Annotated in this window: 19 protein-coding genes; 10 read left to right on the plus strand and 9 right to left on the minus strand. The window is 59.4% G+C overall.

Translation table 11 applies throughout. The features are described from left to right. Positions 1-188: 188 nt before the first annotated feature. The 5 genes from VIM12_RS03060 to VIM12_RS03080 form a co-directional block, all read right to left on the minus strand. The gene (locus VIM12_RS03060) at positions 189-1,487 is read right to left on the minus strand and encodes an RNA polymerase sigma factor (protein ID WP_331940143.1); all 1,299 of its coding nucleotides are present in this window, start codon (positions 1,485-1,487) and stop codon (positions 189-191) included. Further along, the gene (locus VIM12_RS03065) at positions 1,487-1,894 is read right to left on the minus strand and encodes a VOC family protein (protein WP_331940144.1); all 408 of its coding nucleotides are present in this window, start codon (positions 1,892-1,894) and stop codon (positions 1,487-1,489) included. Before VIM12_RS03065 ends, VIM12_RS03060 begins: the two co-directional genes overlap by 1 nt. 41 nt (positions 1,895-1,935) lie before the next feature. After that, on the minus strand, positions 1,936-2,355 hold the full coding sequence (locus tag VIM12_RS03070; RefSeq protein ID WP_331940145.1) for a YciI family protein: 420 nt from the start codon (positions 2,353-2,355) through the stop codon (positions 1,936-1,938). A gap of 138 nt (positions 2,356-2,493) precedes the next feature. Further along, on the minus strand, positions 2,494-2,850 hold the full coding sequence (locus VIM12_RS03075; protein WP_331940146.1) for a YciI family protein: 357 nt from the start codon (positions 2,848-2,850) through the stop codon (positions 2,494-2,496). A 172-nt stretch (positions 2,851-3,022) separates the two neighbouring features. Beyond that, positions 3,023-3,265 (minus strand): hypothetical protein, encoded by a 243-nt coding sequence (locus VIM12_RS03080; RefSeq protein ID WP_331940147.1) that lies wholly within the window; start codon positions 3,263-3,265, stop codon positions 3,023-3,025. A 748-nt stretch (positions 3,266-4,013) separates the two neighbouring features. Between VIM12_RS03080 and VIM12_RS03085 the strand changes: the two genes are divergently transcribed. Then, positions 4,014-4,199 (plus strand): hypothetical protein, encoded by a 186-nt coding sequence (locus tag VIM12_RS03085; protein ID WP_331940148.1) that lies wholly within the window; start codon positions 4,014-4,016, stop codon positions 4,197-4,199. A gap of 110 nt (positions 4,200-4,309) precedes the next feature. Here the strand turns inward: VIM12_RS03085 and VIM12_RS03090 are convergent, their stop codons facing one another. After that, positions 4,310-4,690, minus strand: coding sequence for a hypothetical protein (locus VIM12_RS03090; protein WP_331940149.1), 381 nt, complete (start codon positions 4,688-4,690; stop codon positions 4,310-4,312). 894 nt (positions 4,691-5,584) lie between these two features. Here VIM12_RS03090 and VIM12_RS03095 point away from each other — a divergent pair. Then, a complete protein-coding gene (locus VIM12_RS03095; protein ID WP_331940150.1) occupies positions 5,585-6,034 on the plus strand; it encodes a hypothetical protein in 450 nt (149 codons plus the stop codon). 728 nt (positions 6,035-6,762) lie between these two features. Here the strand turns inward: VIM12_RS03095 and VIM12_RS03100 are convergent. The 3 genes from VIM12_RS03100 to VIM12_RS03110 form a co-directional block, all read right to left on the minus strand. Next, on the minus strand, positions 6,763-7,044 hold the full coding sequence (locus VIM12_RS03100; RefSeq protein WP_331940151.1) for a hypothetical protein: 282 nt from the start codon (positions 7,042-7,044) through the stop codon (positions 6,763-6,765). An 874-nt stretch (positions 7,045-7,918) separates the two neighbouring features. Beyond that, on the minus strand, positions 7,919-8,224 hold the full coding sequence (locus tag VIM12_RS03105; protein ID WP_331940152.1) for a hypothetical protein: 306 nt from the start codon (positions 8,222-8,224) through the stop codon (positions 7,919-7,921). 67 nt (positions 8,225-8,291) lie between these two features. Next, positions 8,292-8,654: a helix-turn-helix transcriptional regulator gene (locus tag VIM12_RS03110; RefSeq protein ID WP_331940153.1), complete on the minus strand. Its 363-nt coding sequence runs from the start codon at positions 8,652-8,654 to the stop codon at positions 8,292-8,294. A gap of 176 nt (positions 8,655-8,830) precedes the next feature. Between VIM12_RS03110 and VIM12_RS03115 the strand changes: the two genes are divergently transcribed. From VIM12_RS03115 to VIM12_RS03150, 8 genes are all read left to right on the plus strand, one after another. After that, on the plus strand, positions 8,831-8,977 hold the full coding sequence (locus VIM12_RS03115; RefSeq protein ID WP_331940154.1) for a hypothetical protein: 147 nt from the start codon (positions 8,831-8,833) through the stop codon (positions 8,975-8,977). After that, positions 8,974-9,993, plus strand: coding sequence for a replication initiation factor domain-containing protein (locus VIM12_RS03120; RefSeq protein WP_331940155.1), 1,020 nt, complete (start codon positions 8,974-8,976; stop codon positions 9,991-9,993). The genes VIM12_RS03115 and VIM12_RS03120 overlap by 4 nt, the downstream gene beginning before the upstream one ends. Before the next feature lie 16 nt (positions 9,994-10,009). Further along, positions 10,010-10,306 carry a hypothetical protein gene (locus VIM12_RS03125; RefSeq protein ID WP_331940156.1) on the plus strand — a complete coding sequence of 99 codons (297 nt, stop codon included), beginning with the start codon at positions 10,010-10,012 and terminating at the stop codon, positions 10,304-10,306. Positions 10,307-10,419: 113 nt separating this feature from the next. Next, positions 10,420-10,830, plus strand: a complete 411-nt coding sequence (locus tag VIM12_RS03130) for a hypothetical protein (protein ID WP_331940157.1) — start codon at positions 10,420-10,422, stop codon at positions 10,828-10,830. After that, positions 10,814-11,047: a major capsid protein gene (locus VIM12_RS03135; RefSeq protein WP_331940158.1), complete on the plus strand. Its 234-nt coding sequence runs from the start codon at positions 10,814-10,816 to the stop codon at positions 11,045-11,047. Before VIM12_RS03130 ends, VIM12_RS03135 begins: the two co-directional genes overlap by 17 nt. 1,094 nt (positions 11,048-12,141) lie before the next feature. Further along, positions 12,142-12,693, plus strand: a complete 552-nt coding sequence (locus tag VIM12_RS03140; RefSeq protein ID WP_331940159.1) for a virulence factor TspB C-terminal domain-related protein — start codon at positions 12,142-12,144, stop codon at positions 12,691-12,693. Positions 12,694-12,701: 8 nt separating this feature from the next. Then, complete coding sequence (locus tag VIM12_RS03145; RefSeq protein ID WP_331940160.1) at positions 12,702-13,010, plus strand: DUF2523 domain-containing protein; 309 nt, start codon at positions 12,702-12,704, stop codon at positions 13,008-13,010. Next, the gene (locus tag VIM12_RS03150) at positions 13,007-14,110 is read left to right on the plus strand and encodes a zonular occludens toxin domain-containing protein (RefSeq protein ID WP_331940161.1); all 1,104 of its coding nucleotides are present in this window, start codon (positions 13,007-13,009) and stop codon (positions 14,108-14,110) included. Before VIM12_RS03145 ends, VIM12_RS03150 begins: the two co-directional genes overlap by 4 nt. The last annotated feature ends 129 nt before the right edge of the window (positions 14,111-14,239 follow it).

Genomic DNA, 14,239 nt, shown 5'->3' on the forward strand with positions numbered 1-14,239 from the left:
AAAGCGGTCGTATTCGACAGAAAATTTCTGGTTAAAAAAGGATATGTGCAGCGAAATTCTCACGGCCGGGCCAAAAGGCGCTCCAAAGTTTTTCCGTGAGGAAAAATTTCTCGAAATCGGGAAGGGTAAGGTCTCTCCCTAAGCTGGTCATGCAGACAACTCCTGCCGCCCGGCCGTCGCGCATTCCGTCAGCCTGTTTCGCCCGGGTCCTTCCGGGGCGTCCGCAATTCCTCCGCCCGCTCCAGCAGCAATGCGCGCTCCTGTGCATTGGCGGCGAGAGTCGCCGCCCGCTCGAATTCGGCGCGCGCTTCTTCACGCCTGCCCAGCCGGGCGAGGAGGTCTCCGCGCACGCTCGGTAACCACTGGTATGACTGTAGCGTACGCTCGTTGCGCAGACTGTCGACGATGGCGAGCGCCGCTGCCGGCCCTTCCGCCATGCTTACGGCGACCGCCCGGTTGAGCTCGATGACAGGCGACCGGATCACGTTGGCGAGAACGCCGTAAAGTGCGGCAATACGCGGCCAGTCGGTCTGCGCAGCAGTGGCGGCGCGGGCGTGGCATGCGGCAATCGACGCCTGCAGCACATAGGGGCCGGCGGCGCCGCCGAGCGTCTCTGCCCGGCGCAATGACACGAGCCCGCGCTTGATCAGCAGCCGGTCCCAGCGCGTACGGTCCTGGTCCGCCAGCAGCACCGGGCGCCCGGTCGCGTCGCTGCGCGCGGCGGCACGGGACGCCTGCAATTCCATCAGCGCCGCCAGCCCGTGCACCTCCGGCTCATGCGGTGCCAGTTCCGCCAGCATGCGGCCCAGTCGCAGGGCTTCATCGATCAGCGCCGGCCGCATCCACGACTCGCCGGATGTGGCGGTATAGCCTTCGTTGAAGATCAGGTACACCACTTCAAGCACTGCGGCCAGACGTTCGCGAAGCGCCTCCCCGCGAGGGACTTCAAACGGTAAGCCGGCTTCGCTGAGCGTGCGTTTTGCGCGCACGATGCGCTGCGCGACCGTCGGCTCGGACACGAGAAAGGCGCGGGCGATTTCATGTGTCGTCAGGCCGCCGAGCAGCTTGAGCGTGAGCGCCACCCGCGCCTCCTGCGACAGCACCGGATGGCAGGCCGTGAAGATCAGCCGCAGCAGGTCGTCACCGATCTGGTCGGCGCGCGCGTCGTCCAGCGCATCCGTGAAGTCCGGCACCACCATCGCCTCCTGTGCCTCCAGGTCGTGACCGATCTGTTCCAGCTTGGCCACAAGCGACTTGTCGCGACGCAAACGGTCAAGCGCCTTGTTCTTCGCGGTTGCCATCAGCCATGCGCCACGATTGTCCGGTATGCCGTCCAGCGGCCAGCGTTCCAGCGCAGTCACCAGCGCGTCCTGCGCAAGCTCCTCGGCAACGCCGATGTCGCGCACCATGCGGGCGATAGCCGCGACGATGCGCGCGGACTCGATGCGCCAGACGGCCGCAATGGCCTGATGGACCGCCGTATGCATCAGCCCTGACCATCGCTTTGTGGTTCCATGTACGCCAGCTCCCACAGGTGCCCGTCGAGGTCCTCGAAGCCGTGCGCATACATGAAACCGTGGTCCTGCGGCGGGTTCGGGGCCGCGCCTCCCGCAGCAAGCGCTTTAGCCACCAATGCGTCGATCTCGCCGCGGCTGTCGGCGGACAGGCAGACCAGTACCTCCGTGATCGCGCGTGCGTCAGCAACCGGCTTCCAGGTGAAGGTCTGGAAAAAGTCCCGCATCAGCAGCATGACGTAAATATTGTCATTGACTACCATGCACGCCGCCTTGTCATCCGTGAACTGCGAATTGAAGCTGAATCCGAGTTCGGTAAAGAAAGCCTTGCTGCGCTCGAGGTTGCTGACCGGGAGGTTGACGTAGATTTGCTTATGCATAGTGCGATCTCTCCTAAACTTGCCTGATGAATGTGCCGCTCTTACCGCGGGCCGGCCTCGCCAATGCCCATGGTCCGGAAGCGGTCGATGGACGCCGAGGGGGTAAAGTCGTCCAGCTCGAACATCTGCCGGACCTCGATCTCTGCTTCTCCATCGCCGTGCGGCGCCGGGAAGCGTCGTGTCCACTCCAGCGCTTCCTCCCGGCTCCGGGTCTGGATCAGCGTATATCCGGCGATGAGTTCCTTGGTCTCGGCGAACGGGCCATCTATGACGGTGCGTTTGCCACCCGCATAGCGGATACGCCACCCCTTGGCGCTCGGCTGCAGCCCGGAGCCATCGAGCAGAACGCCAGCCTGGGCAAGGTCTTCGTGGTACTTCGCCATGGCGTCCAGGAGGGTCTCGTCGGGCATTGCCCCGGCCTCCGAATCCGCGCTTGCCTTCACGATGATCATGAATCGCATGCATGTTCTCCTGAAATTCGACCGCCGGCCGCGTGGCGGCCGCCCGCTGGTGCCGGCGCTCATTCATACGACGAACGGGCCGGTGCGGAATCGACAGACTGCCTGGATCAAGCTGCGTGAAGTCGTGACAGGAGCGGGTCAGGCCTCGTAGCAGGGCGCGAGAGAACGCACCTCGACGGTACACCAGGTGGCGGCAGGGCAGCGGGCGGCAATGGCAATCGCTTCTTCCCGCGTAGCGCAGTTCAGCAGGAAGAAGCCGCCGACCATTTCCTTGGCCTCGGCGAACGGGCCGTCCATCACGCGCGTGCGTGAGCCCTCGACCCGGACACGGGTGGCGGAGGCGTGGGAGGCAAGGGATTCAACCGCAAGCAAGCGTCCTTCTGCCTGAAGATCGGCTGCGAATGCCTGCATGCGCGCATAGACCTCCCTGCCTTCGCTTTCTGTGCGGGAGCGTCGCTGCTCGGTGGGTTCCAGGATGAGAAGCATGTAGGACATGACAGGGCAATGGTCTGGAGGCGTTGCGCCGGGCCTTCATTTATAAACCAAAGTGGCAAAAAGGAAAACATCCTTGCGATTGCCATACCCCTGACCCCCGCGGAAAGCAAAAGCCCCCTGGGAGGAGGCCAGGGGGCTTTTTCGTACAACTAGCGGCGGGAGCTGTGGCGCTTCAGTCCCGGTTCAGATATTCGCTGACTTCCGGAGCGACGGAGTCGCTGCCGCCCACAATCCGATACAGGTGCCAGATTCCATCCCGTCGGTCGCGAACCGCTGCCGCCGGGGACGGCGCCACCCGCACTTTCAACATCTGCTTCTCTACTGCCGCCAGCAGATTGATTGCCGCATTGAGCGCCACCACGATGAGTGCGGCGCCATTGCCGGCAGAACGGGGAACGGTTGCGGATGCGATCATGATTTTCCTCGGTGGATGAAATTGTGTATTCCCAGTATCTGTTCTCCTGCCTCATTGATCCAATCACGTGTTCACATATCCGGCATTCACGCGGCAGATATGAGGAAGCCTGGCAGTAGTCCCCGCAAGACTTGAAGCGCAGTTTTGCCCGGAAACCTGCGTCGGCAGTGCTGCCATCAGCGCGTGCGGACGCTCGCCCATTCCCGCGGTCACTGTGGGCGGGGGGCATGCGCGGACCGGAATGCGAAAAAGGTTGGAAGCGATGGCGCGTAGGGCTTCCGCGACGCCAGACGTCTGCGGGCCATCAACCACAAGCCATGCAAGAAGCAGCGTCCGCGCGACGGTCGCACGCAAAGCTGATTCGCCTAAGCATTTTTACGCAGATTCCGGAAAATCCGGTGTAGGATTGCGTCCGCAGTACCCAAAAAATCCGTATCAAGGATGAGGTGGAGACAAGCAAAGAGGCCTGCGCCGAATATTCGGCGCAGGCTTTTTTCATGTTATTACCATTCGAAATACCAGTCATTCGGAAGCGAAAGCGGACAAATCTTGTGCACCGCGGTATTCTTCACTTGTCTCCTCCAACTCTCTTTGAATTGGATTTAAGCCCGCTTAACCGCGGGCTTTTTTTTCGCCCCGAATCTGCCACGGCCCGAACACCAATTCTTTCTGTTGATCGTAGTCAATACTGGCTGGCGCTGCCCGTAGGAAAGTGATCGAAAGGAAATCGATACTTCAGCGAGCATCTATGCATACCATCACGCTCCACGCACTGTCGGAAAAATCGCCGCGCGCCATCAACACGGAGAGAATCACTGAAATCATTGAGACCCGCTTCGGCGGATGCGGAATCGTCCTGGCAGGGCAGGCACATCCTGTGCACTTCTGGGAGACCAGGGAGCAAGTGCTGAGCATGCTCGAAGCAGCCCTGTAAGTCGGTTCGGCGATCGGCGAGACAGCAGCGGATGGATAGGTGATTTGCTCTCAACTGTCGCCGCGCTAATCGGCAATCTTCCAGCCGCCGTTTGTCGCCTTCAGCGTTTTTCATTCGTCCGAAACAAAGTGGACGGATACATACTTCTGGCGGAACCGCACCGTACCTTGCCCATTCTTGATCGCCATCTCCGGCGCGCTCACGCTCACCGCAATCCGCGATGTGCTTTCGATGAGCACTCGGCGCTTCGTTGCCGGCGTTGCCTGCGAATTCTGCTTTGGCACTTTGAACGCGCTATCGAAGAAGGCGAGACGGGCATCGACTTCGGCACACACCGCGCGGCAGCACGGTAATGTGCTACGGCGAGCACAGTTTATCCGGTATTGACGGCGGCAGTCGCGCACTTCCCGGTAGTGGAGTCGACAGAGGAGGCCGTCCGCGAGCTTAAGCCAGCTCAAGCAAGGCAGTGTGTCGACGGCGCGCCACTGCATTGCCAGGATTGATTCCTATGCCTAGGCATAGGCTTCCAGGTCGGCGCGATCCTCATACGCCGTTCCATACCCCGATCGATGGGCAATGCAATTTTCAGCGCGGTGAGCAATTCATGCTGTACGTCGGCCGCGTGAAGCCCCGCCAGATTGATTTAGGGTTCTGCCAGCAGGGGGACGTACGGTTGAGTGCTGTGAATACAGCAATGGCCTCAGGTATTCGCCCGATGCTTACAAGCGCCTGGCTAAGCAGGCATCGTCGTGGGCAATCTAGCGGTGCTCATCTTCGTGTTCAGGCTGATCCTGCTGCGTGCAACGTGGTGCTACCCGGCCTGCTTAGGCGCCGGTTTCAAATGCCTTATCCTGAGAGGCAGCGCCGGCCGCGCAGAGCAAGGTGATGAAAATGAACTAAGCCCGGCAGCGCCGGATGCGAAATATCCGATTTGTTGCTCGCCGAATCTTGAAGTAGCGCAGCAAAGGCGAGGTGTTGAACGGGAATCATATCAGTCGTTTGGATGCCACCCGCAACGCCGGCATCTACGATGACAACCTGAATCCATATATCCTCAAGGTGTATGGCGGGGCCTGATGTGGTTGTATTTGCGGATATGTGTGAGCGCGACACTAAGCTCCCTTCCACCTGCAGCGCAGAGGGAAAGTGCTAGTGCAAGTCCTCAAGGTCGATCGATTAATGAAGTGACGGGTCATCAAGACAGATCTTTCTGCAAATAGGGATTGAGTTTCAAAGAATTGAACTTTGTATAAGCATTTTCGTCATGAGTCATGTAAAAATTAAGCCGCTCGCCCAAGCTTTAACTTGTGGTTCCTCACCCGGCGGGAACTTGCAATGCTGCGGACGGCCTTGTATGCCGGTTACTAACACTTGTCGGAGCTACCATGTCGAACCTCAGAGCAGCCCGTGATTCACTTGCCGCTGAACTTGCCCATGCACGTCAGGGTCTGGCTTTCTATGATGCACGCGTTGCGGCGCTTGAAGACACGCTCGCAAAACTCGAAAACTTGAATTCCGACGCTGGCCTCAGGGAAAAGACGCGACGGCCGGGGCGCGAAAAGCGGCCGGGCGCGAAGGCGGCGGAGAAGACGAAGCAAGCCGGAAATCTGCCGCAGACCGGCAAGGAATTCTGGACCGGCCTGATCGGCAACCAGCCGAAATCAACCAAGGAGATCCTGGAGTCGGCGATCAAGGCCCTGGGCATCTCGCCATCGAAGGACGATCTGAAGAAGCTCTCGCAGCGGCAGGCCAACGCCCTGCATACGCTTGTCAAGGAAAAGCTCATTTCCGATACAGGCGCCGGCCGCGAACGGCGTTTCTATCGTCCGGTTTAAGCTGCGTTGGCCCGAACCAACGGGTGACAAGAACGCGTTGAACCGGCGCTACCCTGGATGCATTGCCTCCCTCGCTTGAGACAATGCATCCCGCCACCGGCAGGACAGGTGTCCGTCATGTGAGGGACAAGATGCTGCAGGGCGGGCCGGTTTTTGCCTCTGGTAGGCCCGCCCGTCCAGCAGAGCGCCTTGCCTGCGTCCGGTACTTCTCCGGTACTGCTATTTTTTCCCGAACCCCGCAGTCCGTTCAGTCGCAAGTAGGCGCTCTGATGACTCTCTAAGATTGCATCAGCCGGCGATCATTTTTCATTTTCAAAGGCTGCCCGAGCGGACACCTTATACCGAGCAAGAAAAGAACGCAATTAACCGTCTCAACTGAAACTCTACTCGCTACTCGGCGCCAACGGCGCTGCTATCAGCATTCCTCCTTGCCCAAAACTAAAACGACGGTTAATTGCATTGCCGGGTCGTTCTTCAGCATAGTAGCAACCGAGGGGCAACTGAAACCGGTTTTGCGTGTCACACCGCCGCTTCAGGTGGTGAGAAGTCCCCAGCGAAGTCCCGCGCACAGCGCGATCGAAAACAGCGCATGCAATCTTACGGGGATGGAACAGGGCGGTTCGAATAGCCGTAGGCTGTGGCCCATCATCTGCCTCGCTACTGCGACACGCATGCAACCCGCGGTTCTTTACGCGTAAGCGCACCGCTAGGACAAGGGCAGGCGGACCCTAGCTGTTGCGACCTGCCTCGGTATCGCTCTGGCTCGTCGCAGCGCTTTTCAGAAGCACATTGGTCACGTATTCATTGCGCTGCCCGGGAGTGTGACGGAGCGCCATCGTGTAACCGTCCGTCATTCCCCGCAAGTGCTGCATCTTTGCATTGCGTTTCAAACCTTCCTCGACACCATTCTGGTAGCCATTCAAACGGCCCGCCTGAAACACGATCCAAGCGATCACGGCGCTTGCCAGGGTGATGAAAACCAGGGCAGCGAAAATGTCGTTCTGATGCATAAGTAATTCCGGCTAGAAAATGTCCATGGTACATGCTCAGGGCGAGCGCTGGAATCCCTCAGACGCGATCGGCAAAGGTCTGAATACGCGACGCTGCCGTAAAAGCCGCACGACTTGTCGGACGCGGTAATCAACACGACAACTCGCCCGGGGCGGGCGGTTGTTGATTTCTTACAATGCGGTCGGGCAGGGCAGTATCACTCCGCTCCAGCCGGTCTGGCAACGTGGGCCTTCCGATAACTACGCATCGCTGTCTTCGGCCATGGAGGCGAAACGTCGCGTGCACAACCGACTCGGCTTGTAGCGCTGCGAGTCGCCGTTTTCATCTCGCCGCGAAGGCCTGCTGGAATGGCAGGACGCCATGAGAGGATTGTGCTTTCTCCAAGTTAGGCGCTAACGGCGTTGCAATCACTGTCATGTCAACCCAGTGCTCTCCTGTAGATCACGCTAGGCGTTCAGCGTACAGGTATTCTTCCGTTTCGCCTCCGCCCGCGCGTTACACAATGATTGTGGATACGGAACACACCTGTGTTGATCCGCGGGGCGGGGATCTCAACGAGTTCGAGAAGGCGAGGTTCCATGCCGCTTCCGGCGATTCTTGCTTCCAATTCCAGCATTGCCTTCATGACAGCAGGGACGGCGGCAAAGCGGTCCAAATCCCGCGCGTGTATTCTCCATCCGATGGGCCGGTGTTGTCGGCAAACCAGACGGATGGACGCCCGAGTTCGTACTGGACGATTGCGATAGGAATGGAAGGACCGACTGGCCAAGTCGACGCGAGGCTTGAAACAAGTGCGCCGAAGGGATTGCGTAGATTTTTTTGTCCGCCGCAGTACGGGGGCGTCCTGTGCCGTACTGAGTGGACGATCCGGGACTAACGGCGCAGGTCGGAAGGGTGAACGGTCCGATAGGTGCGGGGATGCCAAACTAGATTGCGCACGGCTTCCAGCGTGTGGCAGTCTTCGGCTTCGAAGCCGCGTCGAGCAAGGCGGGCGTGGAGCGCCTCATAGCTCGCGTCAGCGTCTACCCAATCGCCGCTGACATTGCTGGCCACGTAACTACTGCCGTTCCAGGAGACGATGACGGCCTGGATGGATGATTCGATAGTGCAGGTTTCCATATTGTCCTCAACTCGCGCGGAAAAAATGCGAGCATGCAACGCCGCGCGTACGTCCTTCAACGGTCGGCGGCGGTCTGCGTTGACGTGGCGGTGTTACTACTTGTGACAGTATCGGACCGCCGTCATTTTACATAAGAACAAGAGGGTCACCGGCTACTTGACTGTAGGGGAGACGTGGCGCGGCTTCCGCGTTTCCAGGTGTCACAAAGTTTGTGACAGCGATTACCAGTCCAGCGGCAGTTGCGGCGAGCCGAGGGAATGAGAGCTGTCTTTTGGGACGCACCATGTTCTCTTGCTCTGCAATCGCCCTGGCTGCCTCTTCGACACTCACTCCGGCACGCTCGGCCATTTTTATCGCCACGCTTACCGACGGCATCGACTCGGCTTTTACGTAGCGATCTAGCGACTTCTGCGGCACACCCATCTCCAGCGCGACTGAGTTCACGCTGCGACCTTTTAATACTTTGGCAATAAGCTCAGTGTAAGTCATGGCATTTTCCCGTTGACAAGATTTGTCTTGTTGACTTAGTCTTCCCGACTAGTCGATTTGACTTAGCAGGGATGACTGATGGCGAACTCTAGCACAACGGCAAGAAAGGTAAACCGCAAGCGTCCTTGCGGCACTCGCACCTGGTGGAGGCAGCTTCAGCTGTTTGGAGGTCTCCAGTGATCGAGGAACTCGAAGATCTCGGCGGCGCGCTGATTCACTGGATGATCGGCCTCCTGTTTATCGTTTTCCTTGGCGCATCTATCACTGTAATTGCCAGCCTGGGCTTTTTCGTTTTCCGTCAGTCCTTCGGGGTGTGCGCATGAGCGCCGGCCACGCGCCGCAGCGGAGCGCGGCAGGGGCCGGCGCAGCCGGCTCCCCCCGTACTGTAATACGGGGGGAAAGTCCCTCTGCCAAGGGCGCAATCGTCGATTACCTGCGTTTTACCTTCCTGCCTGTTGGCTCGCTCAGTGACGCCCTGGAGCAATTGCAACGGTACATGCGCATGTGGTTCCCGGTCCCGGTCAACTTCATTCCGGCCGACAAGGGCTTGTTCGGGTACGAGTCGAGCTATGACGTGAAGATCTGGGCGAACGGGGAAATGATCCGGGTCGCCATCATCGCCCTGGGCGGATCGACGGCCGGCAATACGATGTGCCTGGACATGTCCGGCAAGGGCTGCGCCCTGGTGGAGGACTGGCAGGCCGTCTACAGCACGATGCAGGACCTCGATGCACGTATTACCCGCGCCGACACGGCCCTCGACCTGATGGAGGGCTTTACCGTAGAGCAGTTCGACGACATGTACTTCCGGGGCGAATTCAACTGCGGCGGCCGCATCCCATCGAGGCGTTTTTTCGAAGCTGGCGACGCTCGCTCTCGTAGCTGCTACGGCAAGACGCTTTACCTCGGAAAGAAGGCGAACGGCAAAGAGCTTTGCATCTACGAGAAGGGCAAGCAGCTCGGTAACGCCGAAAGCGAGTGGGTGCGCATCGAGATCCGGTTCGGCAATCGCGATCGCGTCATCCCACACGACATCGTACTGAATCCTACCAAGTATTTCGCAGGGGGCTTCCTCGCCCTGGAGCAGCTCGTCGACGCGCTGCCGGAGAAGGTCCTCACCACGAAGAAGGAGATCGCAGAGGAGGAGAGGGGCATCGTGCTACGCCGCTTGAATCACTTCCTCCAGGCGGCCTACGGCAAAACCATTTATCAGCTCGCTGAAGAATGTGAACACGATTACCAGGCGCTTTTCGAGTCTATACACGTCAAGGGTGTTCCTGCTCGATTAGAACGATCCGCTGTCGCCGGCGGCGTGAAGCAGGCGCATGCACCAGCCTGACATTTAGGAGAAGCAGATGGAAATGATTGCACGTGTCACCGTTCGCGGTGCGAAGTTCTTCCGTGGTGCCATCGAGGGCAAAGACCTCGACAGCGGCAAGATCTATGTCGACGTTGACCTCAAGGGCGAAAACTCGTTCGGGGTCTGCACTCAGGAACTGAAGTGCGAGGGTTCCAAGCTGATCGACGGTATCAAGCACAACCCCTTTCCGTTTATCGCCGAGGTAACAATGGTCGAAAAGAGCAACGGCAAGGAAAGCACCAAGGTTGTCACAGGGATCAAGCCCCTTCAGCGCGAAGCTAAGGTTGCGTAATCCATGCACGCCGATCTGTTCGCACTGTACGGCCTGCTGTTCACCGTCGGCGTGATGGTCGGCGGCCCTGCGCTCCTACGTGCGGTGCACTGGCTCTGCACCAGGGTGTGGCCTTGAGCATCGCAACCACTGGAGTCGGCGGTTTTCGCGTTGGTTTCACCGGGACCAGCTGCGCTGACTTCGCCAGGGCAATCACCATTTACCGGTGGGAGCACAACGGGTACGTCGACGGCTGGACGCAAGTGTCATGCCTGGCCGATCTGCTCCCCCAGTCCGGCAGGTTCGATTTCAAGTGGTGGAACTCTGAAACACAACAAGAGACGTCCGATTATGGGTACATCGAACAGATGGATTCATATCGGACGTACAGAGAATCGGCTGGGGCTTTTGAGTCGCTGTTCCAGCTGACGGTTCCTGAAGCGGTTGCACTCAGTTGGGCGGTGGCGCTCGTCTGGGTGGTCGCATGGGCCATTAAACAAGCGATTCGTGCTTTAGGGAGTAGCAAAGATGCTGAAGAAAATTAACGGCCGCATGGTCTCTGTTCATCAATCCGCTGTTCGCGCTGGCAAGGTCTTCGTTGGCGGTGCACTCGTCCTGGCTGGCAACGCCATGGCCGCTGTGCCGGAAGCGGTCACCACCGAAATCACCACTGCGAAAACCGACGTCGGCACCATCGGTGCTGCCGTGTTCGCGGTGATGGTCGCCATCGTGCTGTTCAAGTGGTTCCGCCGCGCTCTGTAATCGAGGGCGCTACGGATCGACCAGGGGGCCTAGCGCCCCCTTTTTTGTCAACAGGTGGAGGTGTCGTAATGGGTGCAGCGATGGCAGCGCTAGTGCGCTCTGTGATTGTGGAGGTTGCGGCGGTCGGGCTGATGGTGTTCCTCGTCTACGTCGCTGAAGCTGTCGGGCGCTGGTGGCGACGCGGGTTCGGGAGGTAGTCGCATGTCGATCTTTGTTGTGATCGCAATTCTGGGGGCGGTATGGATTCTGCTAAACCACTAGCCTGCATGCTACTTTGGGGGCTGATGGCGTTGGTCTGTGTGTCTCGCGCTGAGGCCCAGACATACACCTGGCGCGCGTCGTCGGGGTCTGGCTCTAGCGGCGTTGAACATATTGCTGATACGCCGGCGGCCGCATGTTCTGGCTTGCTTGCCAAGCTCTCTGGTTGGACCTACACAGGCGTTCAGCGGCAGTCAGACACGCTCTTCGGATGCATGGGCCAGTCGGGCACCGTGAATGGTCTGGTGGCGTACGCTGAGCGTCGCGGTACCGGTTGTCCGACCAACACCACCTATAACCCGTCTACGGGTGTTTGTGTCCCGAATCCACCCACTTGCACCGCCGGTGCCACGCATACACAGACCTTCAAGGACCCTGGTGCTGCCAATCCGACGCCTACGGCTCTGCCTTCCACGCTAGGCGGCTGCGTAATCGTTCCTACGAAGGTGCTGCGCTGCTTCCGCGAGCCGCCCTCGACTCAGGTCTACTGCACGTATGAAGTCAGGGAGACGGGAGCAACCGCTCCGGTTGGTACTCCGCCGGATGAAACGGCTACTAACGACCCAACGAAGGAAGACATGCCGGAACCTGTCCCGCCTAAGGTCGGGCTACCTGGTAGCGGCTGTCCCGCGGGAACAGTGCAGACCGGTACCGACTCCGCGGGAACGGCCATTTGCCAGGGCAGCGGTACTTCGCCTGACGTGCCGCCTAAGACAGAAACCAAGCTTCCTACGCAGACAACGACGAACCCTGACGGGTCTACGACGACGACTGACGTAACGAAGACTGGCAATAGGGACGGCTCGGAGACGACGACGACGACGGTCTGCAACAACATGGCTGGTTCACAGACCTGCAAGACGACGGTGACAGTTGGTGACAGGCCCGGCGGCGGCCCTGGCACGAACGATTCCACCGACGACAAGAAAGACGACTTCTGCGCGAAGCATCCTGAACTGAACGTCTGTAGGAACTCGACCGTGTCTGGCAGCTGCGCGGCACTGGCTTGTCAGGGTGACGCTATCCAATGTTCTATCGCTCGCAAGATCCACGAAGAGGCCTGCAAGCGCCAGGCCGACGAGGACGCGCTCAAGCAGACAGGGCATTACCAGCTCGGTACGCAGATCCTGGCGGGGAACGATCCGAAGGCGTCTGAGCTGCCTTCGCCAGATCGCGCCCAGGTCGTGAACATGCCAGCGTCGTTGAATCAATCTGGCTGGCTCGGCGGCGGTCAGTGCTTCCCCGACAAAACGGTTTCTGTCGGTCAGTTCACGATGGTGATTCCATTCTCTGAGGCGTGTCAGTACCTGATCGCATTTCGCTACCTGGTGATGCTCATGGCGGCGCTGGCATCGTTCCGCATTCTGTCGGCTGCAATTTTTAAATGAGGTGAATCATGGCGCATTGGATAGCTGCATTACTTGGGGGTCTCGCGGCCGGCGCGGGGTCTATTGTCGGACGAGTGCTGCTTGCGCTCGGGATCGGGTATCTGACCTTTTCCGGTGTCGGCAACCTGGGGGAGTGGGTGCTCGATCAGATGAAGGGCGCACTGTCTGGCCTGCCGGCCGACGCGCTTGGCTTTCTCGCTTTCCTCTGGGTGGACAAGGGGATAACGATGATCTTTTCCGCGTGGGTCGCGGCGCTGACTTTTAAGATGGGTGGCTCTGACACCATCACTTCGATGATCGTGAGGAAGACGACATGATCACCCTCATCACCGGTCTGCCTGGTGCCTGCAAGACGCTCTGGACGCTTTCGTATGTCAAGGCGTTAGCGGAGAAGGAAGGGCGGCAGGTCTTCTATTCCGGCATCAAGGATTTGATGCTGCCCTGGACGGAAATCGATGCCGCAAAGTGGTTTGATTGCCCGAACGGTTCAATCATTGTCCTGGACGAGTGCCAGACGCTGTTCCGGCCTCGGTCGTTCGGGTCAAACGTGCCTGAATACGTCGCGAAGCTGGAAACGCACCGGCACCAGGGCCTAGACCTGTTCATCATCACGCAACATCCCCAACTGGTGGATACGAACGTGCGTCGGCTCGTCGGTCGTCACATGCATGCGGTACGAAAATTCGGTATGGCGGCGGCTACTCTGCATGAGTGGAACGCAGTTGTGGAGAACTGCGGTAAGCCTTCCGGCCGTGCTGATTCAATCAAACACCACTGGAAGTACGACAAGAAAGCGTATAGCTACTACAAGTCCGCCGAGGTGCATACGGTCAAGCGGAACATACCGTTCCGGGTCATCGTGCTCTTCGTCATTCTGCCTATCGCTATTGGCGTCCTTGGCTGGCGCTTCTACGGGTCGGTGAAGGATCGGACTAGTGCTGCGTCTGCGCCGGCGCCGGGCGTCCCTGGAGGGGCTTCTCCTGCGTTTGGCGGCCTGCAGCGTGGTGCTGGGTACCAGAACCCGATGGAGGACGCTAGGCAATATGCGTTTGAGAACACGGCGCGGGTCGATGGGCTGCCGCACACGGCTCCAAAGTATGATGCGATGACCAAGCCTGAGCACGTCCCGGTGCCTGCGGCGTGCGTGCATTCTGGCTCTCGTTGCCAGTGCTACACGCAGCAGGCAACCAAGCTTCAGGTGCCGCACAACCTTTGCCTTGACATTGCCCATAACGGGTACTTCCAGGAGTTCGAGGCGAACCGCGATAGGGCGCATCAGTCGGCGCAATACCTTTCGAGGCAGGATCGTCTGCCGATCTCGGGCGCAGAGTCCCGGGACAGGTCACCAGTCGCAGTGATGGGCGATGAGAACGGCTATGGCGTTCTTGGCCGACGCGGTCGCGGGGGTGCATTGTGATTCCGGCAGACTGGATGGCGGCGGAAGGCATTCCGGCTGCACCTGTGGCCACAGCATCGGCGGCCGAGCTGCTGTTGCTGTTTGTGTTTGTGATCGCTGTTTGTGTGTCCCTCAGACGCTGATGTGTCG

Origin of the sequence: Noviherbaspirillum sp. (assembly GCF_036563305.1) — a bacterium.
GTDB lineage: Bacteria > Pseudomonadota > Gammaproteobacteria > Burkholderiales > Burkholderiaceae_D > Noviherbaspirillum.